The following is a 26691-nucleotide window of genomic DNA, read 5'->3' as shown; positions in this document are numbered from 1 at the left end:
CGTACTTGAGGCTCGCTCCATCCATTCATAGACAAATATGACTCATTGCGAACCTAGCCGAAAGAAAGCAAGAAGCAGGGCGAAGTCATGCTAAATAGGGCAAAAGGCAAAAGACGCCACACGGGGAAACCCCTCCGCGCGATGCGGGTGATCTGTGTGCGTTTGATCACGTAGAGTGCTGATGGCGGTGGCCGAAACCCGTAACTCTTTTGGGTGACCGTCGTTGAGTGTGCGGAGAGGCGGTTGGCGGAATCGGCTCGGGCACTGATGTCCGAGGCTGTCAATCGCACAGGTGACGATTCGTAACAGCCCTGGAGGCTCAAGGTGACGCGCATCAGCTGCGGAGGGCGGTCATGACATCCGTCCTCGTCTGTGACGATTCCCCGCTTGCCCGAGAGGCGCTCCGCCGCGCGGTCGCGACCGTGCCCGGTGTCGAGCGCGTGACGACGGCGGCCAACGGCGAGGAAGTCCTCCGCCGCTGGGGCGCCGACCGGTCCGATCTCATCCTGATGGATGTGCGCATGCCCGGCCTGGGCGGCGTGGAGACCGTACGGCGGCTGCTGTCCGCCGACCCCGGCGCCCGCATCATCATGCTCACGGTGGCCGAGGACCTCGACGGAGTGGCGCTGGCCGTGGCCGCGGGTGCCCGCGGCTATCTGCACAAGGACGCCTCGCGCGCCGAACTGCGGGCCACGGTCACACAGGCGCTGGCGGACCCGACCTGGCGGCTCGCGCCGCGCCGGCTCCGCTCGGCCGAGATGGGCGCGGCGCCCACGCTCACCGCCCGTGAGATCCAGGTCCTGGAGGGCATGAGCCACGGCCGTTCCAACGCGGAGATCGGCCGTGAGCTGTTCCTCTCCGAGGACACGGTCAAGACGCACGCGCGCCGGCTGTTCAAGAAGCTCGGTGCCTCCGACCGTGCGCACGCGGTCGCACTCGGCTTCCGCTGGGGCCTCGTCCGGTAGTTCACGATCGCCACTGCCCGCCCGTCCCCGCCTGGGAAGTTCCGCACCACCGCGACGTGAGCGTGGTCTCAGGGGAGGGCGGGGCGGCGTTTGCGGCCCAGGAATCTCGCGCGTGCCGCATGCTTGGTGTATGGAGTTCCCCGGGAACCGATCGGTCAGGCGTGAGGGGAGGGCGCGAGATGAGGGCCAGTGCCCCTGCTCATAACGCTTCGGTGCACAACCAAGGAGGCGGTGCGCCGGATGGTGCGACGCAAGTGCACTATGGACCGATGGCCGACGAAGGGCACGACGACACCGCAGTCGTGAGTGCACTCGTCCGGCGTGCGGTCGAGGGCGACGAGCAGGCCACGCACGACCTACTCGCCCATGTGCATCCCCTCGCGCTGCGGTACTGCCGCAGACGGCTGACCAGACTCCCCGGTGACGCACGGCACTTCGTGGACGACCTCGCACAGGAAGTCTGCATCGCCGTCCTCTGCGCGCTGCCGCGCTACCGCGACACCGGCAAGCCCTTCGAGGCCTTCGTCGTGGCCATCGCGCAGCACAAGGTCGCCGACCTGCAACGGGCCGCGATGCGCGGGCCCGGCAGTACGGCGGTCCCCTCCGACGAGATGCCCGAGCAGCCGGACGACTCACTCGGCCCCGAGGAGCGCGCGCTGCTGAGCAGCGACGCCGCCTGGGCCAAGAAGCTGCTGGCCAATCTGCCCGAGCACCAGCGCGAGCTGGTGCTGCTGCGCGTCGCCGTCGGGCTCACCGCGGAGGAGACCGGGGAGGTGCTCGGGATGTCCCCGGGCGCGGTCCGCGTCGCCCAGCACAGGGCGCTGAGCAGGCTGAGGGCTCTGGCTCAGCAGTAGGTCCGTGCCGTTTAGCATGGGCGTTCACGCCGGGCAAGCATTGGAAAGGTGTCATGACAGACAACGTCGACGGAGTGCCCGCCAAGTTCGCCACGCTCGGGCTCACATACGACGACGTGCTGCTTCTGCCCGGCGAGTCGGACATGGCTCCCGGTGAGATCGACGCCGGCTCGCACGTCTCCCGGAACGTCCGGGTCAACGTTCCGCTGCTGTCCGCGGCCATGGACAAGGTGACCGAGGCGCGCATGGCCATCGCCATGGCCCGTCAGGGCGGCGTCGGCGTGCTGCACCGCAACCTGTCGATCGAGGACCAGGCCGCACAGGTCGACCGGGTCAAGCGCTCCGAGTCCGGCATGGTCACCGACCCGATCACGATCCGTCCGGACGCGACGCTGGGAGACGCCGACGTACTGTGCGGGCGCTTCCGTATCAGCGGTGTCCCGGTCGCCGACGCCGCGGGGAAGCTGCTGGGGATCGTCACCAACCGTGACATGGCCTTCGAGGCCGACCGTGAGCGGCAGGTTCGCGAGGTCATGACGCCGATGCCGCTGGTCACCGGCAAGGTGGGCATCTCGCGCAACGACGCGATGGAGCTGCTGCGCCGGCACAAGATCGAGAAGCTGCCGCTGGTGGACGACGCGGGTGTGCTCAAGGGGCTCATCACCGTCAAGGACTTCGTGAAGGCCGAGCAGTATCCGCTGGCCGCCAAGGACGCCGAGGGCAGGCTGGTCGTCGGCGCCGCGGTCGGTGTCGCGGGTGACGCCTACGAGCGGGCTCAGGCGCTGATCGAGGCCGGCGTGGACTTCGTCGTCGTCGACACGGCGCACGGCCACTCGCGCCTCGTCGGCGACATGGTCGCCAAGATCAAGTCGAACTCCGCCGTCGATGTCGTCGGCGGCAACGTCGCCACCCGTGAGGGTGCGCAGACGATGATCGACGCGGGGGTGGACGGCATCAAGGTCGGCGTCGGCCCGGGCTCCATCTGTACGACGCGCGTCGTCGCCGGCATCGGAGTGCCGCAGGTGACGGCGATCTACGAAGCCTCGCTCGCCGCCAAGAAGGCCGGAGTCCCCGTCATCGGCGACGGCGGCCTGCAGTACAGCGGAGACATCGCCAAGGCCCTCGTCGCCGGCGCCGACACCGTCATGCTCGGCAGCCTGCTGGCCGGCTGCGAGGAGTCGCCGGGCGAGCTGCTCTTCATCAACGGCAAGCAGTTCAAGTCGTACCGGGGCATGGGGTCGCTGGGCGCGATGCAGTCGCGGGGCGAGTCCAAGTCGTACTCCAAGGACCGCTACTTCCAGGAGGAGGTCAGCGGTGACGACAAGCTCATCCCCGAAGGGGTCGAGGGGCAGGTCCCCTACCGTGGTCCGGTGGGCGCGGTCGTGCACCAACTGGTCGGCGGGCTGAAGCAGTCGATGTTCTATGTCGGCGGGCGCACCGTGCCGGAGCTGAAGGAGCGCGGCCGGTTCGTGCGCATCACCTCGGCGGGCCTGAAGGAGAGCCACCCGCACGATGTGCAGATGACGACCGAGGCGCCGAACTATTCGCGTCGATGAGTCCGTGCGGCCGTCCCTTCCGGGGGCGCGGCCAGGGCCGTTCCCCCGGGGCGGCGATACTGGAACGGCAGAACACAGCGCAGGGCGAGAAGGGCTTCACAGGTGACTGAGATCGAGATCGGACGCAACAAGCGCGGACGCCGGGCGTACGCGTTCGACGACATCGCCGTGGTGCCCAGCCGCCGCACGCGTGACCCGAAGGAGGTCTCGATCTCCTGGCAGATCGACGCCTACCGCTTCGAACTGCCCTTCATGGCCGCCCCGATGGACTCGGTCGTCTCTCCGGCCACGGCGATCCGCATCGGTGAGCTGGGCGGCATCGGCGTACTGAACCTCGAAGGGCTCTGGACGCGCTACGAGGACCCGGAGCCGCTGCTCGCGGAGATCGCCGAGCTGGACGAGCGTACGGCCAACCGCCGGATGCAGGAGATCTACGCCGAGCCGGTCAAGGAGGAACTGATCGGCGAGCGGATCAGGGAGGTGCGCGACGCGGGCGTGGTGACGGCCGCGGCGCTCTCGCCGCAGCGCACGGTGCAGTTCTCGAAGGCCGTCGTCGACGCGGGCGTCGACCTCTTCGTCATCCGCGGCACGACGGTCTCCGCGGAGCACGTCTCCGGCGCCGCCGAGCCGCTCAATCTGAAGCAGTTCATCTACGAGCTGGACGTGCCCGTCATCGTGGGCGGCTGCGCCACCTACACCGCCGCGCTGCACCTGATGCGGACCGGCGCCGCCGGTGTGCTGGTCGGCTTCGGCGGCGGTGCCGCGCACACCACGCGGAACGTACTGGGCATCCAGGTGCCGATGGCGACGGCCGTCGCGGACGTGGCCGCCGCCCGCCGCGACTACCTGGACGAGTCCGGCGGCCGCTACGTCCACGTCATCGCCGACGGCGGCGTCGGCTGGTCCGGTGACCTGCCGAAGGCCGTCGCCTGCGGCGCGGACGCGGTGATGATGGGTTCCCCCCTGGCGCGGGCCACGGACGCGCCGGGCCGCGGACACCACTGGGGCATGGAGGCCGTGCACGAGGACGTGCCGCGCGGCAAGCGGATGGACCTGGGCGCGGTCGGTACGACCGAGGAGATCCTGCTCGGCCCGTCGCACACGCCGGACGGCTCGATGAACTTCTTCGGCGCGCTGCGCCGTGCGATGGCGACGACGGGCTACTCGGAGCTGAAGGAGTTCCAGCGCGTCGAGGTCACGGTCTCGCGCTCCGGCTGACGGTCCTCCGGCCGGTGACCGGCGGCCGGCCGCTGTCCGTCAGAGTCGGTGGGCGGCCCCGGCGGGGCTGGCACCCCGGGTGTCGAAGAGCAACTGCGCCTTCGCGGCCAGACCTTGCAGGTCGTAGGTGCTGTGGTGCTGCAGCAGCACGGTCAGGTCGGCGGCGGCGGCCGTCTCGTAGAGCGAGTCGGCGCGCGGCACCGGCTGGTCGGCGACCTGCCACTGGGTGACATACGGGTCGTGGAAGGAGAGCTGCGCGCCCAACTGCTTCAGACGCAGCGCCACTTCCCGCGCCGGAGCACCCTCCTGGTCGGGCAGGTCGGGCTTGTAGGTGACGCCCAGCAGCAGTACGCGCGCGCCGCGTGCCGACTTGCCGTGCTCGTTGAGCAGCGCCGCCGCGCGCTGGGTGACGTAGCGCGGCATGCGTCCGTTGACCTCCTGGGCGAGTTCGACCATGCGCAGCGGATAGCCCAGCGAACGGCTGCGGTAGGCGAGGTAGTTGGGGTCGATCGAGACGCCGTGGCCGCCGACGCCCGGGCCCGGGCGGAAGGCGTGGAAGCCGAACGGCTTGGTCTCCGCACAGCGGATGACGTCCCACAGGTCGACGCCGACGTCGTGGCAGAAGACCGCCATCTCGTTCACCAGCGCGATGTTGACCTGGCGGAAGTTGGTCTCCAGCAGTTGTGCCGCCTCGGCCTCGCGGGGGCCGCGTGCGCGTACGACCTTGTCGGCGAGGCGTCCGTAGAAGGCGGCCGCCGCCTCCGTGCAGGCCGAGGTGAGGCCGCCGATGACCTTGGGCGTGTTGGCGTATCCGTAGGTGCGGCTGCCCGGGTCCACACGTGCGGGGGAGTAGGCGAGATGAAAGTCACGCCCCGCACGCAGCCCGGAGCCCTCCTCCAGCAGGGGGCGGAGGATTTCCTCGGTGCTTCCCGGGTACACCGCGGACTCGAGTACGACAGTCGCACGGGGGCGCAGCCGGGAGGCGAGCGTGTGAGCAGCGGTGCGTACCTCCGTCAGGTTGAGCGCCCTGTCGGGGCCGAGCGAGGTGGGCGCGCAGATCAGCGCCGTACGGGCGCGGCTGAGGTGGGCCGGATCGGTCGTGGCCCGGAAGCCGCGGGAGATCATGCGGCGGATCTCGGGGGCGCTGAGAGTGCCGTCGGCGGGGGGACGGCCCGCGGTGAGGTCGGCGACCGTCTGCTCGTCCGGGTCGTAGCCGACGGTGGCGATACCGGCGGCCACGGCTGCCTGTGCCACAGGAAGACCCGAATGGCCCAGTCCGAGGACGGCGAGATCTGCGGGCATTGCGACAGACATCCTTCCCCTTGCTCCCCTCGCTTCGTCGGGGAGGCCCCGTGTGTGACGTCCGGAGTGCGGCCCCGGGAGATCGCTGGCTGCGGCACAGATCAGCTCTGCGCGGCTGTATAGCAAGTTAATCGGCAATATGACGGATATCTGGGATTACCCGCTGAGCGGCGCCCGCGGCACAGCCGAAGTCAGGGAATTGGAGGACCATCGGCGGGGGAACACTTGAAGTTCGGCATCACCACGAACGCATGATCGGGAGGCATCGGTGAGGACGGCGACACTGGGACCGGAGCAGCGTGCCAGAGCGCTGGCGCAGATGTCCGAGCACGAACTCGACGTGCTGATCGTCGGCGGAGGGATCGTGGGCGCGGGCACCGCGCTGGACGCCGTCACCCGCGGACTGTCCACGGGCATCGTCGAGGCGAACGACTGGGCCTCGGGAACGTCGAGCCGCTCCAGCAAACTGATCCACGGCGGGCTGCGCTATCTGGAGATGCTGGACTTCGCGCTCGTACGCGAGGCACTCAAGGAGCGGGGCCTGCTGCTTCAGCAGATCGCCCCTCATCTGGTGAAGCCGGTGCCCTTCCTCTACCCCCTGCAGCACAAGGGATGGGAACGGCTCTACGCCGGCTCGGGCGTGGCGATGTACGACGCGATGTCGCTCTCCTCCGGGCACGGGCGGGGGCTGCCGAGACACCGGCATCTCTCGCGGGGCCACGCGCTGCGCGTCGCACCCGCGTTGAAGAAGAACGCGCTCGTGGGTGCCTTGCAGTACTACGACGCGCAGGTGGACGACGCCCGCTACGTGGCCGCCGTCGTACGCACCGCCGCCGCATACGGGGCGCACACCGCGAACCGCGCGCGGGTCATCGGCTTCCTGCGCGAGGGTGAGCGCGTGGTCGGCGCCCTCGTGCGGGACCTGGAGCAGGGCGGCGAGTACGAGGTGCGGGCCCGGCAGGTCGTCAACGCGAGCGGGGTGTGGACGGACGACACCCAGGGGCTGATCGCCGAGCGGGGGCAGTTCCACGTAAGGGCTTCCAAGGGCATCCATCTGGTCGTCCCCAAGGACCGGATCAACTCCACGAGCGGACTGATCCTGCGTACCGAGAAGAGCGTGCTGTTCGTCATCCCGTGGGGGCGGCACTGGATCATCGGCACCACCGACACCGGCTGGGAACTGGACAAGAGACATCCGGCGGCCTCCAGCGCGGACATCGACTACCTGCTGGACCACGTCAACTCGGTCCTGGCGGTGCCGCTCACGCGCAACGACGTGGAGGGCGTGTACGCCGGGCTGCGCCCGCTGCTGGCGGGGGAGTCGGAGGCGACGAGCAAGCTCTCGCGGGAGCACACCGTCGCCCACCCGGTGCCGGGCCTGGTGGTGGTCGCGGGCGGCAAGTACACGACCTACCGGGTGATGGCGAAGGACGCCGTGGACGAGGCCGTGCACGGCCTGGACCACCGGGTCGCCGAATGCGTCACCGAGCGGGTGCCGCTGGTCGGCGCGGAGGGCTACCACGCGCTGTGGAACGGGCGGGCGCGTCTCGCCGCGCGCACCGGTCTGCACGTGGCGCGCGTGGAGCATCTGCTCAACCGCTACGGCTCGTTGACCGAGGAGGTGCTCGAACTCGTCGCGGAGGACCCCAAGCTGGGTGAGCCGCTGCCGGCGGCCGACGACTATCTCAAGGCCGAGATCGTCTACGCCTGTACGCACGAGGGCGCGCGGCACATCGACGACGTCCTCACGCGGCGCACCCGCATCTCCATCGAGACCTTCGACCGCGGCACGAGGAGCGCACGCGAGTGCGCCGAGCTGATGGGGAAGGTGCTCGGCTGGGACGCCGACCAGATCGACCGGGAGGTGGAGCACTACGAGAAGCGGGTCGAGGCCGAACGTGAGTCGCAGCGCCAGCCCGACGATCTGACAGCCGACGCGGCACGGTTGGGGGCGCCGGACATCGCGCCCGTGTGAGCCCCTTCCGCGTGAGATGGTGTGCCACGGCTCTCCCGCCCCCGTACCCGGCGTGTCAGAGAGATGGTTCACAATGGGAGTTGGGCTGGGGCGGGCCCATCGCGGAAGGACACAAGGGGATTCATGAGCGAGGACGCGAATCGGCTGGTAGGTGGGCGCTATCGGCTCGGGGGTGTTCTCGGGCGTGGTGGTATGGGCACCGTTTGGCGCGGCGAGGACGAGATCCTCGGACGCGCGGTGGCCGTGAAGGAACTCCGATTCCCCTCCAGTGTCGAGGAGGACGAGAAGCAGCGGCTCATCACCCGGACCCTGCGTGAGGCGAAGGCCATCGCGCGTATCCGCAGCGGCAGCGTGGTGACCGTCTTCGACGTGGTCGACGAGGACGACCGGCCGTGGATCGTCATGGAGTTGGTGGAGGGCATCTCCCTCGCCGACCGGATCCGCGAGGACGGACCGCTGACGCCGCAGCGCGCCGCGGAGGTCGGGCTCGCCGTGCTCGACGTGCTGCGCGCGGCGCACGGCGAGGGCGTGCTGCACCGCGACGTGAAGCCGTCCAACGTGCTGCTGGAGGAGGGCACGGAGCGTGTCGTCCTCACCGACTTCGGCATCGCCAAGGTCGAGGGCGACCCGTCCGTGACGTCCACGGGGATGCTCGTCGGCGCCCCGTCCTACATCTCGCCGGAGCGGGCGCGCGGCAAGCCGCCGGGGCCGCCCGCCGACCTGTGGTCGCTCGGCGCGCTGCTGTTCGCGGCGGTCGAGGGGCATCCCCCGTACGACAAGGGCTCGGCCATATCGACGCTCACGGCCGTCATGACGGAGCCGGTGCCGTCGCCGGAGAAGGCCGGTGAGCTGAGCGAGGTGATCTTCGGGCTGCTCAACAAGGACCCGGAGAAGCGGCTCGATGTGGACGGCGCGCGGGAGCAGTTGCAGCCCGTGGCCGCCGGTACGGCGGGGGCGGACGCCGTCGCGGCGTCCGCCCCCGCGCAGGACCCGGGTTCGACGGCGGTGCTGCCCGCCGGTACCGGAGAGGACGACGGCGGGGACGGGCCGGAGGCGGCGGCGGAACCGGGTCCGGGGGCCGGCTCGGGGACGGCATCCGCTTCCGGCGCCCGTCCGGGCTTCGTGAAGGGCAGGATGAAGGGGAAGGGCAAGCCCGCCAAGTCCCCTTCCGGCGGCACCTCTTCGGCGGCCGCGGCCGCAGCTGCCGGCACGGCTGTCGCAGCGGACGAGGAGCGCGAGGAACCTCCGGAGCCGGCGGCTGCCGCCACACCCGCGGAGGGAACCGGCACGACGGGCGGGCGCACCCCGCAGTCCGGCGGGTCCGGCGGCCGGGCGGGCGGAGCGGCGGGACTCTCGGCGCTCGCCGCGCGGTATTCGCGCCGCACGCTGGCCGCCGCCGGTGCGGCCGTCGTCGCCGTGCTGGCGCTGATCGCGGTCCTCCTGGTCAACACGGTCGGTGACGGGGAAGGCAACCGGGCGAAGGACGCGGCGACTTCCGGCGCAGGCGGAGAAGGCGGCGAGGAGAAGGACGCCCCCGCCCCCGAGAAGGACGACAAGGGCGCCGAGGACGGGAAGAAGGACTCGCCGTCGCCGAAGGCGGACGAATCCGAGGGTGCGGATGAGGGCGAGGAGGGCGACGGCGCCGGACTGCCCGACGGCTACACCCGGGTCACCGACGACCGCTTCCACTTCAGCATGGCGATGCCCGAGGACTTCGAACGTACGGGAGTCGCCGGGCAGAACTCGGGTGCCAAGTACTCCGGCGGCGGCCTGCCCAAGATCCAGGTCGACTACAGCCCCAGTCCGCTGACCAATGCGGCGGCCGGATGGCGGAAGCTGGAGCCTGTCGTACGCGGCAGCAGCAGCGGCTACCGCCTGATCGGCATCGAGAAGGTGAACTGGCGCGGCTATCCGACCGTGGCCGACTGGGAGTTCGAGCGCGAGGAGGACGGCAAGAAGGTGCGGGTGGTCAACCGTGGCTTCAAGGTGGACGGTTCGCGCGGTCACGCCATCCTGATCACCTGCGAGGCCGGCAAGTGGGACGAGAAGGAGTGCGAGACACTGCGCGAGACCGCCTTCGAGACCTTCAAGCCGCTCGACTGACGGCGGTTCCGCACACGCCTTCCTGGGGACGTTGACAGGGAGGCGGCTTCGGGCAGGCGAACCCACGAAGCCCTCCGGGGGCGGCAGGGGAGGCGTGCCGCCCGGCTCACCGGGAGGTTCCGCGTCCGGCCGCAGGGGACAGCTCAGGCACGTATCGTGATTGACCGCAGACCGGAATCCGTCCGCAAAGATGCGGACGCGGTGTGAAATCGACGGTCTCGCGCGCTGTGGGGAGGCGTCGTGGACGACTACGCGGGACAGGCGGGGCGGCTCCTTGCCGACCGTTACCGCCTGCCGCAACCCCCCGCCGAGTCTTACTACTTGACGGAGTCGGTTGCCTACGACACGGCGAGCGGGCAGGAAGTGCTCGTACGGCAGGTGCCGTTGCCGGAGGTCGTCGAGGCGGAGTTCGTCGGCGAGGGCGGTCCCGGCGGTGACGACTCCGCGGGGGGCGGAAGGTTCCGCGGCTCCGTGGGCCGGGCCACGCGCAGGCCCGCGGACCCGGCAGTGCGCAGGGCCGTGGAGGCCGCCGTCGCCGCGGCCCGTATCCCCGACCATCCCCGGCTCGACCAGGTCTTCGACGTCTTCGTCGAGGGTGACGGACTGTGGATCGTCAGCGAGTTGCTGCCGGCGACACCGCTGGCGACGCTCCTCGGCGACCAGACACTGAGCGCGCACCGGGCCGCGGAGATCGCCGCGGACCTGCTGACGGCTCTGCGGGCGGTGCACGCGCACGGCTGGACCCACCGGAACGTCACCGAACGGACCGTCCTGATCTGCGACGACGGGCGGGCCCTGCTGACGGGTCTCGCTGTGGGCGCCGCTGAGGAGGCGCTGTGCGGATACAGCCCCTTCCCGGACTCGGGGCGTCTTCCCCTGACGCCCAGCGGCGGCATCCCGGACGAGTCCGCCGGTCCGGGCGGCGGCAGACAGAGCCCACCGTCCGGCCACGGCGGAACGGTGTTGCACACCCCCGCGACGTGGGCGGGCACCGCGCTTCCCGCGGGCTTCGACGCACGGCACGAGGACGACGCCCCGCACGGCGACGGCCCGCAAGGCGACGGCCCCTCCGCCCCCGGCGGTTCCCCGCCGTACGTCTCCGGCGTCCCGCAGGGGCCCGGCGGCAGTCCGGGTCCGCGTGGGACGAACGGTCCGCGTGGCCTCTTCGGCCAGGGACTCACTCCGGACGACGAGCCCGCTGACACGGGCGGTCCGGCCGGGCCGCCCGTGCGGCACGGCTACGAAACCGGGCCGCGCGGCTCGCGCGGCCCTCGCAGCGGAGCCATCGCGGCCTATCAGGCGGGTGCGCGGCGAGCGGCGGCCCGTACGGGCAACAGCCGGAGCGGGCAGGAGAGCGGGGCGTCACCGGCGGCACCGTCCGGGGCCGCCGGCTCACGTACGGGGGAGGACGGCTCACGTACGGGCGAGGACTGGTGGAGCGGCGCCACCCGTCCGTCCCCTGCGGGTCCGCACCCCGCCCCGGACGACTCCGTGCGCTGGCTGCCCTCGGGGGACGACGAGGTCAGCCCGACCGACCTTCCCGGTTCCCGGCCGCCCAACAGCCTTCCTGTGCAGGCTTCCTGGCGAACGACCGAGCCCGGGCACCGCCCCGAGGCCGGGCCCGGCTCCGCTCTGCGGTCCGCTCGCCGCGCGGACGACGAAGAGGCGGACTTCGCCACGTACGCCGGTGAGGACGTCCCCGTCGGGGACGAGGACGTGGAGAACCGCCCCTGGGGCGACCAGGGGTACGGGGACCAGCCGGGCGAGGAGCACTTCCGGGGCCCCACGACGGCACTGGCCGCGGAACGGGCGCGGCAGGCGCGGATGACGGTCGTGGGCGCGGTGAGCGAGCGGTGGGCACCGGAGCAGGCCGGACCGGTGCACGAGAACTGGCGGCTCGCGCCGCCCGTCGGTCCCGCCGCCGACCTGTGGGCGCTGGGTGTGCTGCTCTTCCGCGCGGTGCAGGGCCACGGGCCCTATCCCGAGGACGACGTGGCCGAACTGGTGCAGATGGTGTGCGCCGAGCCGCCCGCCTTCGCGGAGGACTGCGGTCCGCTGCGCCCGGTGGTGGAGTCACTGATGCGCCAGGACCCCACGGAGCGCCCCGACTTCGAGGAACTGCGCGGCTGGCTGCGCTCGTTGGTGCGTTCCGCGCCGGAGCCCGACGCCGGATGGCACACGGTCTTCGCCCCCTCCCTGGAGGCAGGCGGGCCGTCCGACCCGCGGCGGCTGCCGATAGTCCGCCGCCGTGGAGAACTCGTGCGAAGACGGCGGGCCCGCAGACGCGCGGCCTCCGCCGAGCGGCAGAGGCAGAAGAAGGTCCGGGTCGAGCAGGCCGCCGCCGAACGGGGAGAACGGGCCGAGCGGGCCGAGCGGGCAGAGCGCGCCGAACGGCCGCGGAGGGCCGAGCGGCAGGAGCGTCCCGAGAAGGCCGAATCCCGGCGGGAGCGGCCACCCAAGCGTGCACGGGAGACGAAACAGCGGCGATCGAGCCCGCGCAAGCTCGGCCGCACCCTGCTCGGGGCGGTGCTGCTGGCACTCACGGCAGCCGTGCTGTACGCGATGTGGTTCATGCCCAAGGACGGCACGGACGGAGCATCGAACCAGCAGCGCGGCTCGGTGGGCGAGGAGAGCTCTGCCCCGGACTCCGGCGGCAAGGGCGACGCGGGGGACGCCGGTGCGGGCAAGGGCGGCGACGAGCAGCCGCAGGACCCGGCACCGGGGGGCAAGGTCCCGGAGGGCTACAAGCTGAGCCGCGACCCGGCCGGTTTCCAGGTCGCCGTACCGCAGGAGTGGGACCGCCGTTCGACGACCGGGCGCGGCCAGGTCCGCTACAACGGCGGCGAGGTCGAGATGGTCGTCGTCAACGGCCGCGACAGCACCGAGAAGTACGGCGACGACCCGGCGGCCTACCAGAGCGACGACCAGCCGGAGCTGGCCGCGTACCGCGCGTCGGACTGGGCCTCGACCTCCGGGCTGCGGCGCATAGACGTCGGCGAGACGGCCATGGCCGAGGGCACTTTCGGCTGGCGCGACGGCGGGCGTGACGTGTACGCGCGCAACCGCGCGATGATCCTGGACGGCCGGTACCACGTGCTGATGGTGATGGGTTCGAAGGAGAACAAGAAGGAGATAGACCGGCACTTCGAAGCCGTCGCCGACACCTACCGCGCGACGGCCCGGTAGCGCGCGCGAGCGGCGATCCGAGGCGGTCCGCGTGGTCGCGCCAGCGTTCACTGGCAGATTCGGTGAAAGTGGTTACCGCCGGGTATGCAGCACGTTTCAGCGGTCGTAGTCTCTGCCGCATGACGGACACGCAGGACACGCGAGAGACACAGGGCACCGCCTCCGGCACCCCCGGCGCCACCGGGGAGGGGGCCTCCGGGAGCAACCCCGTCGCCCCCGCTCCCGCCGGGGCGCGCACCGCGGCCGACGTCGTCACGGCCGGCCTCGTCAGCCGCCTCACCGAGGGAGTGGCCGGCAGCGGCCGTACCCCCAGTCACACACCCTTCACGGGGGAGCAGCTCGCGGAACTGCCCGAGGCCACCCCCGAGGATGTCGCCGCGGCCTTCGACCGCGCGCGTGAGGCGCAGCGGGCATGGGCCGCCACGCCCGTACGGGAGCGTGCGGCCGTCCTGCTCCGATTTCACGACCTGGTGCTCAGGCGGCAGAGCGAAGTGCTGGACCTCATCCAGCTCCAGACCGGCAAGACCCGGCTGCACGCGCACGAGGAGGTGCAGGCGGTCTCCGTCGCCGCCCGCCACTACGGCCGCCGGGCCGCCGCCTATCTGCGGCCGAAGCGGCACACCGGCGCGATCCCCGTACTGACCAGGGTGACGGAGCTGCGTCACCCCCGGGGCGTCATCGGGCAGATCGCCCCCTGGAACTACCCCCTCGAACTGTCCGTCGGCGACGCGCTCCCCGCCTTCGTCGCCGGCAACGCCGTGGTGATGAAGCCCGACACCGAGACGGCACTGCCCGCGCTGTGGGCCCGCCGTCTGCTCATCGAGGCCGGGCTGCCGCAGGACGTGTGGCAGATCGTCATCGGGGACGGCCCCGTGGTCGGGCCCGAGGTCGTCGACCGCGGCGACTACGTCTCCTTCACCGGCTCCACCGCGACCGGACGCGGCGTCGCCCAGCGCGCGGCGGCCCGACTGGTCGGCTGCTCACTGGAGTTGGGCGGCAAGAACGCCATGCTCGTACTGCCCGACGCCGACGTGGAGAAGGCCGCGGCCGGTGCGGTGCGCGGCGCCTTCTCCTCCGCCGGGCAGCTGTGCATCTCCATCGAGCGGCTGTACGTGCACGAGTCGGTGGCCGAGGCGTTCGTCGAGCGCTTCGTGGCCCTCACGAAGGAGATGCGCCTCGGTTCCGCGCTGGCCTACGGCGCGGACATGGGCTCCCTCGTATCCCGGAAGCAACTCGAGACCGTCGCACGGCACATCGAGGACGCCGTCGCCAAGGGCGCGAAAGTTCTCGCGGGCGGCAGGGCACGGCCCGACATCGGACCGCTCTTCCACGAACCGACGATCCTGGAGGGCGTCGGCTCGCCGATGGCCGTGTGTGCGGAGGAGACCTTCGGCCCGGTCGTCTCCGTCTACCGCTACTCGGACGTGGACGAGGCCGTCGCGCTCGCCAACTCCACGCCCTACGGCCTCAACGCCAGCGTCTGGGGCGGTGACGGGAGAGGCGCCCGTGAGGTCGCGGCGCGGCTGCGTGCCGGAACCGTCAACGTCAACGAGGGCTACGCCGCCGCCTACGGCAGCGTGCAGGCGCCGATGGGCGGTATGGGCGATTCCGGGCTCGGCAGAAGGCACGGCAGCGAGGGCATCCTCAAGTACACCGAGCCGCAGACGGTCGCGCACCAGCGTGTGCTGCCCATGGCGCCGTCGTTCGGCATGGACGACGAGAAGTACGCCGCGTTCATGAGCGCCTCCCTCAAGGCGCTCAAGGCGTTCCGCTTCCGCTGACCGCTGACCGCTGACCGCTGACCGCTGACCGCTGACCGCTGACGGCGCGGGCGTGGCCCGGGGCCGGCATTCCGCCTCTCCCGCTGCCGCCCGCGCCGACTCGGCCGAACGAGCGACCACGACCACGACCACGACCCGAGCCGCACCATTCGCACCGGAGGCCCACCGTGCCTGAGGAGAACTCCGCCCGGAACAAGGGCGATTCCTACGACTACGACGTGATCGTCATCGGGTCCGGCTTCGGCGGCTCCGTCTCCGCGCTACGCCTGACGGAGAAGGGCCACCGGGTCGGCGTACTGGAGGCGGGCCGCCGCTTCACCCGCGAGACGCTGCCCAAGAACTCCTGGGACACGAAGAACTACCTCTGGGCGCCCGCCCTCGGCTTCTACGGCATCCAGCGCATCCACGTGCTCAGCAACGTCATGATCCTGGCCGGAGCCGGCGTCGGCGGCGGCTCGCTCAACTACGCCAACACCCTGTACGTACCGCCGCCCGCCTTCTTCCAGGACCGGCAGTGGGGCCACATCACCGACTGGCAGGAGGAGTTGAAGCCCTTCTACGACCAGGCGCAGCGGATGCTCGGCGTACGTCTCAACCCGACCGTCACGCCCTCGGACGAGCATCTGAGGGCGGCAGCCGAACGGATGGGTGTCGGCGACACCTTCCACATGGCACCCGTCGGTGTCTTCTTCGGCGACGGCGAGGACGCCGACGGCACGGCGGTCACGGAAGCCGGCGGCGAGGTGCCCGACCCCTACTTCGGCGGGGCGGGCCCGTCGCGCAAGGCGTGCGCCGAATGCGGCGAGTGCATGACGGGCTGCCGCCGCGGCGCGAAGAACACCCTCAACGAGAACTACCTCTACCTCGCGGAGAAGGCGGGCGCCGTCGTCCACCCGATGACCACGGTGCGCGAGGTGCGGGAGGCGGCGGACGGCTCGGGCTTCGACGTCACATGCGTGGCCACGGACAAGAAGAAGGGCCCCGCCCGGGTGCTGCGGGCCCGCAAGGTCGTGGTCGCTGCCGGTACGTACGGGACGCAGACCCTGCTGCACCGGATGCGCGACACCGGCTCACTGCCCCACCTCTCGGCACGGCTCGGGGAGCTGACCCGCACCAACTCCGAGGCCCTGGTGGGCGCGCAGACGGTCGAGCGGCGCTACAGCAAGAAGTGGAAGGACGGGCGGAAGCTCGACTTCACCCGGGGCGTTGCCATCACCTCCTCCATCCACCCCGACGAGCACACCCACATCGAGCCGGTCCGCTACGGGCGCGGCTCGAACGCGATGAGCGCGCTGACCACCCTCCAGGTCAACCACGGGACGCGGCTGCCCAAGATCCTCGGGCACCTGCTCACCTGTCTGCGGCACCCGAGCCTCTTCCTGCGGTCGCTGTCGGGACGCAAGTGGTCCGAGAGGATCATCATCGGCCTGGTGATGCAGACGCACGACAACTCCCTGACCACGTACCGCAAGGAGAAGGGCCTCGGGAAGGGCCTGCTCACTGCCCGGCAGGGCCACGGCGCGCCCAACCCGGCCTACATCCCCGAAGGTGCCGAGGCCGCACGCCACCTCGCTGACGAGATCAACGGCTTCCCGGGCACCAACATCGGTGAGTTGATGGGCACTCCGCTTACCGCGCACTTCCTGGGCGGCTGCCCGATCGGCGCCGACGCGGACAGCGGCGTCATCGACCCCTATCACCGGCTCCACGGGCATCCGGGCATCAGCGTCGTGGACGGATCCGCCGTCTCGGCCAACCTGGGGGTGAACCCCGCGCTCACCATCACCGCCCAGGCGGAGCGGGCCATGTCGCTGTGGCCCAACAAGGGCGAGGAGGACGTGCGTCCGGAGCAGGGCGCCGCGTACGTACGTCTGGAGCCCGTGCCGCCGCGTCAGCCGGCCGTGCCGCAGGACGCGTTCGGGGCGCTGAGGCTGACGGTGCTGCCGGTGCCGAAGGTGCCGGGCAGGCGGAAGGACGGCGACGCGGACGAGGGGGCGCATGCGGATGAGGGAGCGCACGCGGGCGCGGGCGGAGGTGCCGGAGGGGACGGGAAGGAGCAGCCGGTGACGGGCGCGCCGGAGCGGGCGGAGTAGCCGGCGGGAGAGAGCGGACGGCGAAGGGCCCCGCGGTGCCCGCCGGGTGGGTGGGCGGCGACCGCGGGGCCCTTGAGCCAGCGCGGACGTCAGGGCAGCGTCCGCGCTGAGGGAGCGGCACCGGGGGGTGGCGCCGCTGGACCGTCCGGACCCGGGCATGCTTCTTCCCGGGTCTCAACGGCTCTGTGGTGAAAGGGAGTTCGTTCGTGCATCGTCGTGGATGCGCAGCGTATGACGCAAGCGGTCGAGCCGACTCCGTCACTCGATCCGTACCGGTCGGCCGGAATTTTTACCGAGGGTTCAAGAACTTCGGAACCTCCCTACGCGAGTCTCGGGACCGCCCCCTCGCCGCAGGCCCCCGGAGAGGGGCGGACAGTGTTCCGCGGAGCGGCCGGTCCAGGGCGTCCCCGGGACCGGCCGCTGTCTCCCCGCCGGTGCGGGGAGAGGGTCGTGACCGGGCTGCTGTCCCCTGCTGACCGGTCACTCGCGCCGGAGCGAGGTCCCACGACGCTTCCGCCTCCGCCTCACGGGGGGAGGAACGGGCGTCTCATCGCTGCGATGGCGCCGCCCCATGCAGCCGGGCGCCCGGCTGACATCGGGGACACCTGATCCAACGAAGCCTCCGTCGGCCGGTCACGCACCGTACGGGTGACCGGCGCGGTGCCGGCTTGCCGTGCCGGCTTGCTGTGCCGCGTCTCCCCAGGCCGTCCACGGCGGGCCCGTCCGGCGCTGCGCCCGGGCGGCCGGCCGCCGGCGACTGGCGACGGGTCGACGGGTCGGCGTCACAGCCTTCCCCGGCACAGCCCCAGCAGCGTCATCGCGAGCTGGGTGCCCGGGCGGCCCAGCTCGGCCCTGTAGCGGCCGAGGATCTCCATCTCGCGGGTCAGATGGACCCGCCGTCCGCCCGTGTCGATCCTTGCCTGCTGGATGCGGGCCGAGACGGCTCTGCGTTCCTGTACGAGAGCGATGATCCGTTCGTCCAGGCTGTCGATACGGGCGCGGGCCACGGTGATCTCCTCGTGCGGTGCGGGGCCCGCGGCGGTGGTCGCGGCGGTGCCTTCGCGGCCGCCGGTACCGGTCGCCGCGGTGGTTTCCGTGCTCGCGGTCGCTCCTGTGCTCATGATGTCTCCGTCCTCGGGGCTCGTACGCGGTGCGCGGCCCGGACGCTCACGGCCCGTGGAAGCGGAGACGACCGGCGCCCCGGGCCTTGATCGGCCCGGGGCGCCCGGCAAGTCGCTCGTCAGTGGCTCAAGCAGCTCGACCATGGCAGCCGGACCGGCCGGTGCCATAGGTAAACCAGAAGCGGATCTGGCTGCGTGTGGTCTGCTCGAACATGGCGGTCAGTATGCCCCGGCAGCCGACCGGAGGCCAAGCCGGAACTCCCGCGGCATAGAATCGGTGGCACGACGTGAGTGCGGCGAGAGCGGGCGGGCCCGTGGCTCCTGAGTGACTGCGCGGTACCTCCGCACCCGCACCGCACCCCGCTCCACCGCCGTAAGGCCGAAAGGCAGCAGCTCCGTGGCATCCACGCCCTCCGCCACCCCGGAGACCGCCGGTTCTCCTCACGCCCCCGAGACCGTCCTCGTGGTCGACTTCGGCGCCCAGTACGCGCAGCTCATCGCGCGCCGCGTGCGCGAGGCCCGCATCTACAGCGAGGTCGTCCCCTCCACCATGCCGGTGGCGGAGATCCTCGCGAGGAACCCCAAGGCGGTCATCCTCTCCGGCGGTCCCTCGTCCGTGTACGCCGACGACGCCCCCTCCCTCGACGGCGCCCTTTTCGAGGCCGGCGTCCCGGTCCTGGGCCTGTGCTACGGCTTCCAGCTCATGGCGCAGAGCCTCGGCGGCACCGTCGACAACACCGGCAGCCGCGAGTACGGACGCACCGATCTGCACGTCGCCAAGTCCGCCTCCACTCTCTTCGAGGGCACACCGGAGCGCCAGCAGGTGTGGATGTCGCACGGAGACGCCTGCTCCGCCGCCCCCGACGGCTTCACCGTGACCGCCTCCACCGACATGGTGCCGGTCGCCGCGTTCGAGAACGACCAGCGCCGGCTCTACGGCGTCCAGTACCACCCCGAGGTGATGCACTCCACGCACGGGCAGCAGGTGCTGGAGCACTTCCTCTACCGCGGGGCGGGGCTCTCCCCGACCTGGACGACCGAGAGCATCGTCGACGAGCAGGTGGCGGCGATCCGCGAACAGGTCGGCGGGAAGCGTGCCATCTGCGGACTGTCGGGCGGCGTGGACTCGGCGGTCGCCGCGGCCCTCGTCCACAAGGCGGTCGGCACGCAGCTCACCTGCGTCTATGTCGACCACGGGCTGATGCGCAAGGGCGAGACGGAGCAGGTCGAGAAGGACTTCGTGGCGGCGACAGGCGTACAGCTCAAGGTCGTCGACGCCGCCGACCGCTTTCTGTCCGCGCTGGCCGGGACATCCGACCCCGAGCAGAAGCGCAAGATCATCGGGCGGGAGTTCATCCGCGTCTTCGAACAGGCGCAGGCGGAACTCGTCGCGGAGGCGGGTGCCGCCGGTGAGGACGTCGCCTTCCTCGTGCAGGGCACCCTCTACCCCGACGTCGTCGAGTCCGGCGGAGGCACCGGGGCGGCCAACATCAAGTCCCACCACAACGTCGGCGGCCTTCCCGAGGACCTGGAGTTCGAGCTGGTGGAGCCGCTGCGGCAGCTCTTCAAGGACGAGGTCCGCATGGTCGGCCAGGAACTGGGGCTGCCGGACGAGATCGTCCAGCGCCAGCCGTTCCCCGGGCCCGGGCTGGGCATCCGGATCATCGGCGAGGTCACCCGCGAGCGCCTCGGCCTGCTCCGCGAGGCCGACGCCATCGCCCGTGAGGAGCTGACGGCCGCGGGCCTGGACCGCGAGATCTGGCAGTGCCCCGTGGTGCTGCTGGCCGACGTCCGCTCGGTGGGCGTGCAGGGTGACGGGCGCACCTACGGCCATCCCGTCGTGCTGCGCCCCGTCTCCTCCGAGGACGCCATGACGGCGGACTGGTCGCGGCTGCCCTACGACGTGCTGGGGCGCATCTCGACCCGGATCACCAACGAGGTCTCCGAGATCAACCGCGTCACCCTCGATGTGACGAGCAAGCCGCCGGGCACCATCGAGTGGGAGTGAGCCGGGCCGGACCGTGGCTTTGCGGGCTTTCTCCCACGTCAACGCGTCTGCCGTCGCTCATTCGTCCGAGCGGCGGCAGGGCTGATTCCACCCGCTAATGTGGGCTCAGGTTCAAGAATCCCGTCCATGGGAGGAATCATGACCGCCGAACCCGTGCCCTCCGCCTCACCGTCGTGGCCTGTGCCGCCGCGGCAGGGCTACACCGTGGACGACCTGTTCGATCTGCCGGACCTCCCGCCGCACACCGAGTTGATCGACGCAAGTCTGGTTTTCGTGAGCCCGCAGCGGAAGTTCCATTCGCTGACCATGTATCTGCTGGAGAGCGGTGTGCGCCGCACCGTGCCCGAGAACATGCGGGTGAGGCGGGAGATGCCGGTGGTGCTCAGCCCCAGCACGGCGCCCGAACCCGATCTCTGCGTGGTACACGCCGAGGCCGACGCGAGTCACCGTCAGACCCGGTACGAGGCGGCGGACGTCGTGCTCGCCGTCGAGGTCGTCTCTCCCGACTCCCAGGAGCGGGACCGCGACACCAAGCCGCACAAGTACGCACGGGCGGGCATCCCGCACTTCTGGCGCGTCGAGATGTCCGGCGAGGAGGACCGGCCCGTGGTGTACGTCTACGAACTTGACCCCACGACCATGGTCTACGCCGTCACGGGCATCCACCACGACCGGCTCAAGCTGGCAGTGCCCTTCCCCGTCGACATCGACCTCGCGGACATCGACCACCTGTGAGGGGCCGCCGGGCCTTCGGCACGGGTGAAGGGCAGGCATGAGCCGGGACGCCGGGGCGGTGACCGCATCACACGGCCACCGCCCCGGCGTCTGTTTGTCTGTCTGTCCGTGCGGTGGCCTCAGCCCTTGAGGGCCTTCAGGACCGTCCCGGCGGTCTCCCTGCTGGACTGCGGATTCTGGCCGGTGATGAGGTTGCCGTCCTGGACGACCTTCACGCCCCACGCCGGGCCGGAGTCGATCACCGCTCCGGACTCGCGGAGCCTGCTCTCCAGGTAGTACGGCGTCTTCTCGCCCAGACCGCCCTGGTTCTCCTCCTCGTCGGTGAAGGAGGTCAGGGAGCGGCCCGCGAAGGTGAAGTCCCCGTGCGTCGTGGTGCTCAGCAGCGCCGCGGGGCCGTGGCAGAGGGCGGCCACCACCGTTCCGCGTGCGTCGGCGTCGTTCAGCAGACGGCCGAGGTCGCCGTCCTCCGCGAGGTCGGCCATCGGGGCGTGGCCGCCGGGGATGTAGACGGCGTCGTAGTCGCCGGTCCGGACGTCGGCCAGGGACGCCGGTGCGTCGAGCTGTGCGGCGATGGAGTCGAGGTAGGCGCGGTGGCGGTCTGCGTCCGCCGCGGGAACGCCGCCCTGCTCGTCCAGGCTGAGCGCGTCGACCGTGGGCCGTACGCCGCCCGGTGTGGCGATGACGACCTCGGCCCCGGCCGCGCGCAGCACCTCGTGGGACGCGGCGACCTCCTCGGCCCAGTAGCCGGTGGGGTGGGTCGTGCCGTCGGCCAGCCGCATGCTGTCCGCGCCGGAGACGACCATGAGGATCTTGGACATGAGGTGAACTCTTTCCGTGGAGTGCGTGCTGCCGGTCCGCTGGGGCCCGCGGCCGGGTGCCCCGTCCGCTGCGGCCGTACCAGCATCCATCACCCGTCACAGGAAGGCATACTCTGATCCATAAGGACACTTATGGGAGGGGTTTGCGTGCCGAGCCTCGATCTGCTGCGGACGTTCCTGGAGATCCACCGGTCGGGATCGCTGTCGGCGGCGGCCGGGCGTCTGGGAGTGACCCAGCCCGCGGTCAGCGGTCAACTCGCCCGTCTGGAGGGCGAGATCGGCCAGCCGCTCTTCGTCCGCTCCCGCAAGGGCGTCACCCCCACTCCGCGGGCGGCGGCACTCGCCGCCCGCGTCGGTCTGCACATCGACGAGCTGAACGACGCCCTGAGCGCCGAGGACGAGCGTCCCGAGGTGCGCGGCACCGTGCGGATCGGCGGTCCCGCCGAGGTGATGACCCTGCGGGTGCTGCCCGCCCTGGCTGCGCTGACCGGCCGCGGCCTGCACCTCCGCGCGACGCTCGGGCTGGCGGGCGACCTGCTCTCCGCGCTGGTCGCGGACCGGCTCGACCTGGTCGTCTCGTCCGTACGTCCCCCGCAGCGCGCCGTCATCGCGACGCCGCTCACCGACGAGGAGTTCCTGCTGGTGGGGCCGCCCGGACTGGCCCACACCGTCGACGCGGGACGGCTGGATGCGGACCCGGTCGGGGCCCTCGCGCACCTGCCGCTGGTCGCGTACGCCGAGGACCTGCCGATCGTCCGCCGGTACTGGCGCGGCGAGTTCGGCCGGCGTCCGCCCAATCCGGTCGCGCTCCTCGTGCCCGACCTGCGGGCCGTCCTGGCGGCTGTCGCCGCCGGAGCCGGGATCTCCGTGCTTCCACGCTATCTGGCCGGGCCCGCACTGGCCGACAGCACCCTGCAGGAGCTGCACCGGCCCGCGTTCCCGCCGTTGAACACCCTCTTCCTCGCCACCCGGCGCGGTGCGAGCGGCACGCGGGCGCTCGCCACCGTCCGGGACCACCTCCACCGGAGCGCCGAGAGCTGGGACGGGCTGTAGCCGACGGCCGACGGCCGACGGCGACGGCTGACGGGGGCTGCCCGACGGACGCCGGGCCGCCCCCGTCGGTGGACGGAGGCGGCCCGCTCGCACGGTGCGCCGGTTCAGCTCAGCCGGCGCTCAGCTCGGCAGCCGGCCCGCTCAGCACGGCTTCAGTGAGTAGATCGGGTCCCACGTCGCCGTACCCGAGTCGTACGCGGTCGAGCTCCAGCGCTGGCTGCCGTCCTGGTTGTAGAACCGGGCGACGGTGCCGGGTGTCTGGTTGTTGACGAACGTGCCGTCTCCCCACCAGTTGCTCACGTACCACTTCTGGCACTTGTAGAAGTCGAAGTTCGTGCCCCGCACGGTGATGCACAGATGCCCGTATCCGCAGGCCGCCTCGGCCCCGGACGCGGACTTCTTCGCGTCGCCCGGCTTGTAGCGGGGGTCGACGGTGACGGTGAGACCGTCGTACACCACCTTCGTGGCGGAGACCTGCTTGCCGCCGAGCTGCCCGTCCAGCACGGCGTCGACCCGCTTCTGCAGCTTGGCGGCCTCGGCGGTTGTCAGCCCCGAGGCCACTGCCTGCTGCGTGTAGGCGGACTGCTGCGACGACGCCGGCGCGGCCGACGCGGTGCCGGCCAGCACCGTGACTCCGACCAGCCCCGCTGCCGCGGTCATCGCCAGAACCCTGCGCGGTGACATGCTCACTTGTTCCCCCTCCATTGCTGTTCCGGCAGCCGCGCACTTCCGGCGGCCGCTTCGGACACGTCAACCAGCGTGGCCGGTGAACGGGGGCAGATGAAGAGAAAACTCAGGCGGTTACGGGGCAAATTGATACCGTGTCAGGTATGGGGGAGAACGGGGTGAATGAGTTATCGGAAGCGGAGGACCGCAGGACCGCACCAGGGGGGAGCGACCCGAGCGTCCATCAGCTGAGGCTCTTCCTGACCCTGGCCGAGGAACTGCATTTCGGGCAGGCGGCGAGACGGATGTTCATCAGCCAGCCGGCCCTCAGCAGGCAGATCACCGCGCTCGAACGGCGCATGGGCCTCGGCCTGTTGGAGCGCTCCACGCGCCGTGTCGCGCTGACACCGGCAGGAAGGGAGCTGCTGCCCGTGGCCCGCGCCGTCGTCGACGCGGCGGACAGGCTGCGGGCGACCGTCCAGACGCAGGCGAGACGTGTGAGCGGTCGGCTGAGGGTGGGGTTCATCGGTGCCGAGGCGGCCATGCCCTACACACGGCGGATCCTCGCGGAGTTCCGCGCCAGACATCCGGACAGCGTGGTCGAGATGCGCAGCCTCGACTTCGCCGGCCAGGTCGAGGCCCTCGTCAGCGGGGAGGTGGACGCGGCGTTCCTGCGTCCTCCCGTACACAGGGGAATCCGTACGCTCCGACTGGCCGTCGAACCACGGGTCCTGTGCCTGCCCGCCGGTGATCCGCTGCTGGCGCGGCAGCCGCTCGGCTTGTGCGACCTCGCCGGCCGCGTCTTCGTCGACGTCGCCGGAGACGTGATGCGCGAGTGGTGGGACCACTGGGCGGTCAACCCCCGCCCGGACGGTACGCGCGTGCGGTTCGGGCCGGCAGTGCAGGACCTGGAGTCGCTCTTCCTCGCGGTCGCACAGGGAGAGGGCATCGCTCTTCTGCCGGCCGCGGCCCGCGAGTTGTACCCGCGCGACGGGCTTGCGTACGCCGACGTCGCCGGTGTTCCGCCGGCCACGGCGGCGCTCGCCTGGCTGCCGGGACACGGCGAGGGGAGTGCCGTCACGGCGCTGCGGGAGACGGCCCGGGCGGTCCTGCTCGCAGGTGCCCTGCCGGGCGGCGGGCCCGGCGCCGGGGGACTCGCCCGGCGTCTCCTGGTGCCGCGGCAGCGGCGGGCGAGCTGACCGGGCGCGGCGGCGGTGCGGGCGGCGCCCGAGGAACACGCTGCCCGCACGCCCCTCCCCATGCGGTCAGGTGCCCGAGACGCCGTCGATGCGTTCGCGGATCAGATCGGCGTGGCCGTTGTGGCGTGCGTACTCCTCTATCAGATGAATGAGTATCCAGCGCAGCGACACATGGCTGTCCCCGAGGAGTGCGGCGTCCTCCTCGGAGAACCGGCCGGAGTCGTCCAGGGACGCGGCGGCGGTCAGCTCACGGCCGCGGGCGATCTCCGTACGCCAGACCTCCACCGCCTCCTCCATGCCGTTCTCCGGGGTGAGCGCGAAGCCGGCCCCGTCGCCCTCCCCGTACAGCGGCGGTACGTCCAGCCCGGCGAACACCTTCTGGAACCAGTTGCGTTCGACCACCGCCATGTGCTGCACGAGCCCCAGCAGCGTCAGCGCAGACGGTTCCACGGGGGCCAGGCGCACCTGAGCGTCGTCCAGTCCGGCGCATTTGAGGGCCAGGGTGTCACGGTGGAAGTCCAGCCAGCTCTCCAGCATGGGACGTTCGCCGGCGTTCCGGGGCGGGACGGTGCGGCCGTCGGGTGTCGTAGTCATTCCGGCACATTCGCACGGGTGCGGGGCGGCGGTGTGCCGTTTGCGCAGACGGCTTCGCGCGGACGCACCCTCGCGGAGACGGGGGCGATCTCGATGTGAGCTGCCGGCCTCCCTCCGGAAGCAGCTCAGTGTGAGGCAGGCTCGAACAGCTCGATGAGGTTGCCGGCCGGGTCGGTGAGCAGGATCTGGCGTCCACCCGGGCCTGAGACGACGTCGCCGCTGAAGGACTGCCCGGCGGTGCGCAGTCGGTCGATCTCGGTGTCGAGGTCGTCGACAATGAGATGGATGCGGTTGCGGCCCGGCGCGGTGGAGCCATCGGGCGTCGCCCGGGCCCCGGAGCTTTCCGGCCCCGACAGCAGCAGGCGCAGCGGGCCGCGGATCACGTCGGCGAAGGCGGGAGCGGGATTCGTGTGCAGGGTGAAGCCGAGGTGGGTGGTGTAGAAGCGGACGGCGGCGGCGACGTCGTCGACGATGTAGCGGACGCCGGCGAGCTCGTCGGATGTTGTCATGGTCGGATCTCCGGGTTCGTGGCGCGGGCGAGGACGGGCAGCAGGTAGCGGATGCGGGTGTCGATCTCCGCTGCCGTGTGCTTGAAGGCGGGGCGGCCTGCCTGGTCGTTGTCGTTGACGGCGGCCGGGTCGGGAATGCTCCAGTGGGTCGGTCGCGGGTGATCGCCGGATTCGGCGATCACCTCCCGGACCTTGTCGCAGAGGCTGATCACGTGATCGACACGGTGGCGCGGCACCGTGTCGAGATGGCGGGGCAACTGATCGGCGATGTCGATGCCGTAGTGCTCGCGCAGGACCCGTACGGCGTGGGGGTTGATACGCGGTTTGGGGTGGCTGCCCGCGCTGGTCACCTCCACGCGGCCGCCGCTGCGGTGGAGCAGCAGGGCCTCGGCGATCGGTGAGCGCGCGCTGTTGCCGGTGCACGCGAACAGCACCCGAGGGTGGGCCTGTTCGGCAGCCAGGGGTGGCGGCGGGGCGGGATTGAGGCGCAGCGCCGGGTGCAGGGCGACGCCGGCGTCGGTCAGTGCGTGCGCGCAGCGCTCCAGGTCCAGGTGGTAATAGCTGTCGCGTCCGTCGAAGCTGCTCCGGCGGGCGGTGACCAGCCCGCTTCTGCGCAGCAGTCGCAAGTGGTAGGAGATCAGGTTCTGCGGTTGGCCCAGCAGGTCGACGAGCTCACGGACCCGGTGGTCGCCTGCGGCCAGGGCGGTCAGCAGCCGCCACCGCAGTGGGTTGGCGGCCAGGCGCAAGAACGCCGGGGCTGTCTGATCTCGGGACACCATGACAGCATAATCCATCAAAGCCATTTGATGGATTACTCGAGCCAAGCCCGGTCGGGCAGGCTGCTGAGGTCCGTCCCAACGCGTTCCTGGAGCTCGGCGCGGGTGAAGCCGGGGCACCACGGCGAGGACCGTGACGCCGTGCGGCAGCGGCACGCACGGGACCCCTCGTGGAAGCT

Annotated in this window: 20 protein-coding genes; 13 read left to right on the top strand and 7 right to left on the bottom strand. The window is 71.3% G+C overall.

Annotated features, from left to right (window positions below; genetic code table 11):
• Positions 1-353 precede the first annotated feature (353 nt).
• The 4 genes from H343_RS0110640 (at position 354) to H343_RS0110625 (ending at position 4593) form a co-directional block, all read left to right on the top strand.
• Positions 354-965, top strand: a complete 612-nt coding sequence (locus tag H343_RS0110640) for a response regulator transcription factor (protein WP_003948568.1) — start codon at positions 354-356, stop codon at positions 963-965.
• A 269-nt stretch (positions 966-1234) separates the two neighbouring features.
• Entirely contained in the window at positions 1235-1819 is a 585-nt protein-coding gene (locus H343_RS0110635; RefSeq protein ID WP_028431114.1) for a sigma-70 family RNA polymerase sigma factor, read from the top strand.
• A gap of 53 nt (positions 1820-1872) precedes the next feature.
• Positions 1873-3375: an IMP dehydrogenase gene (gene guaB, locus H343_RS0110630; RefSeq protein WP_028431113.1), complete on the top strand. Its 1503-nt coding sequence runs from the start codon at positions 1873-1875 to the stop codon at positions 3373-3375.
• 102 nt (positions 3376-3477) lie between these two features.
• Entirely contained in the window at positions 3478-4593 is a 1116-nt protein-coding gene (locus tag H343_RS0110625; protein ID WP_028431112.1) for a GuaB3 family IMP dehydrogenase-related protein, read from the top strand.
• Positions 4594-4632: 39 nt separating this feature from the next.
• On the opposite strand, the gene H343_RS0110620 is transcribed toward H343_RS0110625, so the two are convergent.
• Positions 4633-5895, bottom strand: coding sequence for a nucleotide sugar dehydrogenase (locus H343_RS0110620; protein ID WP_028431111.1), 1263 nt, complete (start codon positions 5893-5895; stop codon positions 4633-4635).
• 268 nt (positions 5896-6163) lie between these two features.
• Here H343_RS0110620 and H343_RS0110615 point away from each other — a divergent pair, with 268 nt between their 5' ends.
• From H343_RS0110615 to H343_RS30070, 5 genes are all read left to right on the top strand, one after another.
• The gene (locus H343_RS0110615) at positions 6164-7870 is read left to right on the top strand and encodes a glycerol-3-phosphate dehydrogenase/oxidase (RefSeq protein WP_028431110.1); all 1707 of its coding nucleotides are present in this window, start codon (positions 6164-6166) and stop codon (positions 7868-7870) included.
• 192 nt (positions 7871-8062) lie between these two features.
• On the top strand, positions 8063-9973 hold the full coding sequence (locus H343_RS0110610; protein WP_486586856.1) for a serine/threonine-protein kinase: 1911 nt from the start codon (positions 8063-8065) through the stop codon (positions 9971-9973).
• A 240-nt stretch (positions 9974-10213) separates the two neighbouring features.
• Positions 10214-13159 carry a hypothetical protein gene (locus tag H343_RS0110605; RefSeq protein WP_028431108.1) on the top strand — a complete coding sequence of 982 codons (2946 nt, stop codon included), beginning with the start codon at positions 10214-10216 and terminating at the stop codon, positions 13157-13159.
• Positions 13160-13278: 119 nt separating this feature from the next.
• Positions 13279-14940, top strand: coding sequence for a succinic semialdehyde dehydrogenase (locus H343_RS0110600; protein WP_028431107.1), 1662 nt, complete (start codon positions 13279-13281; stop codon positions 14938-14940).
• A 167-nt stretch (positions 14941-15107) separates the two neighbouring features.
• Positions 15108-17033 (top strand): GMC family oxidoreductase, encoded by a 1926-nt coding sequence (locus H343_RS30070; protein WP_078505342.1) that lies wholly within the window; start codon positions 15108-15110, stop codon positions 17031-17033.
• Positions 17034-17815: 782 nt separating this feature from the next.
• On the opposite strand, the gene H343_RS0110590 is transcribed toward H343_RS30070, so the two are convergent.
• Positions 17816-18154: a chorismate mutase gene (locus tag H343_RS0110590; RefSeq protein ID WP_028431106.1), complete on the bottom strand. Its 339-nt coding sequence runs from the start codon at positions 18152-18154 to the stop codon at positions 17816-17818.
• Positions 18155-18551: 397 nt separating this feature from the next.
• Between H343_RS0110590 and guaA the strand changes: the two genes are divergently transcribed.
• Both guaA and H343_RS0110575 read left to right on the top strand, forming a co-directional pair.
• On the top strand, positions 18552-20162 hold the full coding sequence (guaA, locus tag H343_RS0110580; RefSeq protein ID WP_028431104.1) for a glutamine-hydrolyzing GMP synthase: 1611 nt from the start codon (positions 18552-18554) through the stop codon (positions 20160-20162).
• Positions 20163-20300: 138 nt separating this feature from the next.
• The gene (locus H343_RS0110575) at positions 20301-20897 is read left to right on the top strand and encodes a Uma2 family endonuclease (RefSeq protein WP_028431103.1); all 597 of its coding nucleotides are present in this window, start codon (positions 20301-20303) and stop codon (positions 20895-20897) included.
• Between the two features lie 119 nt (positions 20898-21016).
• Here H343_RS0110575 and H343_RS0110570 read toward each other — a convergent pair whose 3' ends face one another.
• On the bottom strand, positions 21017-21715 hold the full coding sequence (locus H343_RS0110570) for a type 1 glutamine amidotransferase domain-containing protein (protein ID WP_028431102.1): 699 nt from the start codon (positions 21713-21715) through the stop codon (positions 21017-21019).
• A 147-nt stretch (positions 21716-21862) separates the two neighbouring features.
• Here H343_RS0110570 and H343_RS0110565 point away from each other — a divergent pair, with 147 nt between their 5' ends.
• Positions 21863-22768, top strand: a complete 906-nt coding sequence (locus tag H343_RS0110565) for a LysR family transcriptional regulator (protein ID WP_028431101.1) — start codon at positions 21863-21865, stop codon at positions 22766-22768.
• A gap of 141 nt (positions 22769-22909) precedes the next feature.
• On the opposite strand, the gene H343_RS0110560 is transcribed toward H343_RS0110565, so the two are convergent.
• Positions 22910-23452: a hypothetical protein gene (locus H343_RS0110560; protein ID WP_028431100.1), complete on the bottom strand. Its 543-nt coding sequence runs from the start codon at positions 23450-23452 to the stop codon at positions 22910-22912.
• 161 nt (positions 23453-23613) lie between these two features.
• On the opposite strand from H343_RS0110560, the gene H343_RS30065 reads away from it, so the two are divergent.
• Entirely contained in the window at positions 23614-24633 is a 1020-nt protein-coding gene (locus tag H343_RS30065) for a LysR family transcriptional regulator (protein WP_486586855.1), read from the top strand.
• A 66-nt stretch (positions 24634-24699) separates the two neighbouring features.
• Here the strand turns inward: H343_RS30065 and H343_RS0110550 are convergent, their stop codons facing one another.
• The 3 genes from H343_RS0110550 to H343_RS0110540 all read right to left on the bottom strand — a co-directional run bounded on the left by H343_RS0110550 (position 24700) and on the right by H343_RS0110540 (position 26515).
• Positions 24700-25227: a DinB family protein gene (locus H343_RS0110550; RefSeq protein WP_028431099.1), complete on the bottom strand. Its 528-nt coding sequence runs from the start codon at positions 25225-25227 to the stop codon at positions 24700-24702.
• Between the two features lie 125 nt (positions 25228-25352).
• The gene (locus H343_RS0110545) at positions 25353-25736 is read right to left on the bottom strand and encodes a VOC family protein (protein WP_028431098.1); all 384 of its coding nucleotides are present in this window, start codon (positions 25734-25736) and stop codon (positions 25353-25355) included.
• Positions 25733-26515, bottom strand: coding sequence for a metalloregulator ArsR/SmtB family transcription factor (locus H343_RS0110540; protein ID WP_028431097.1), 783 nt, complete (start codon positions 26513-26515; stop codon positions 25733-25735). The genes H343_RS0110545 and H343_RS0110540 overlap by 4 nt, the downstream gene beginning before the upstream one ends.
• Positions 26516-26691: the final 176 nt, after the last annotated feature.

This window comes from Streptomyces sp. TAA204 (assembly GCF_000424965.1).
Note: the sequence above shows the minus strand (reverse complement) of the source record. Positions and strands in the feature narration are given on the sequence as shown.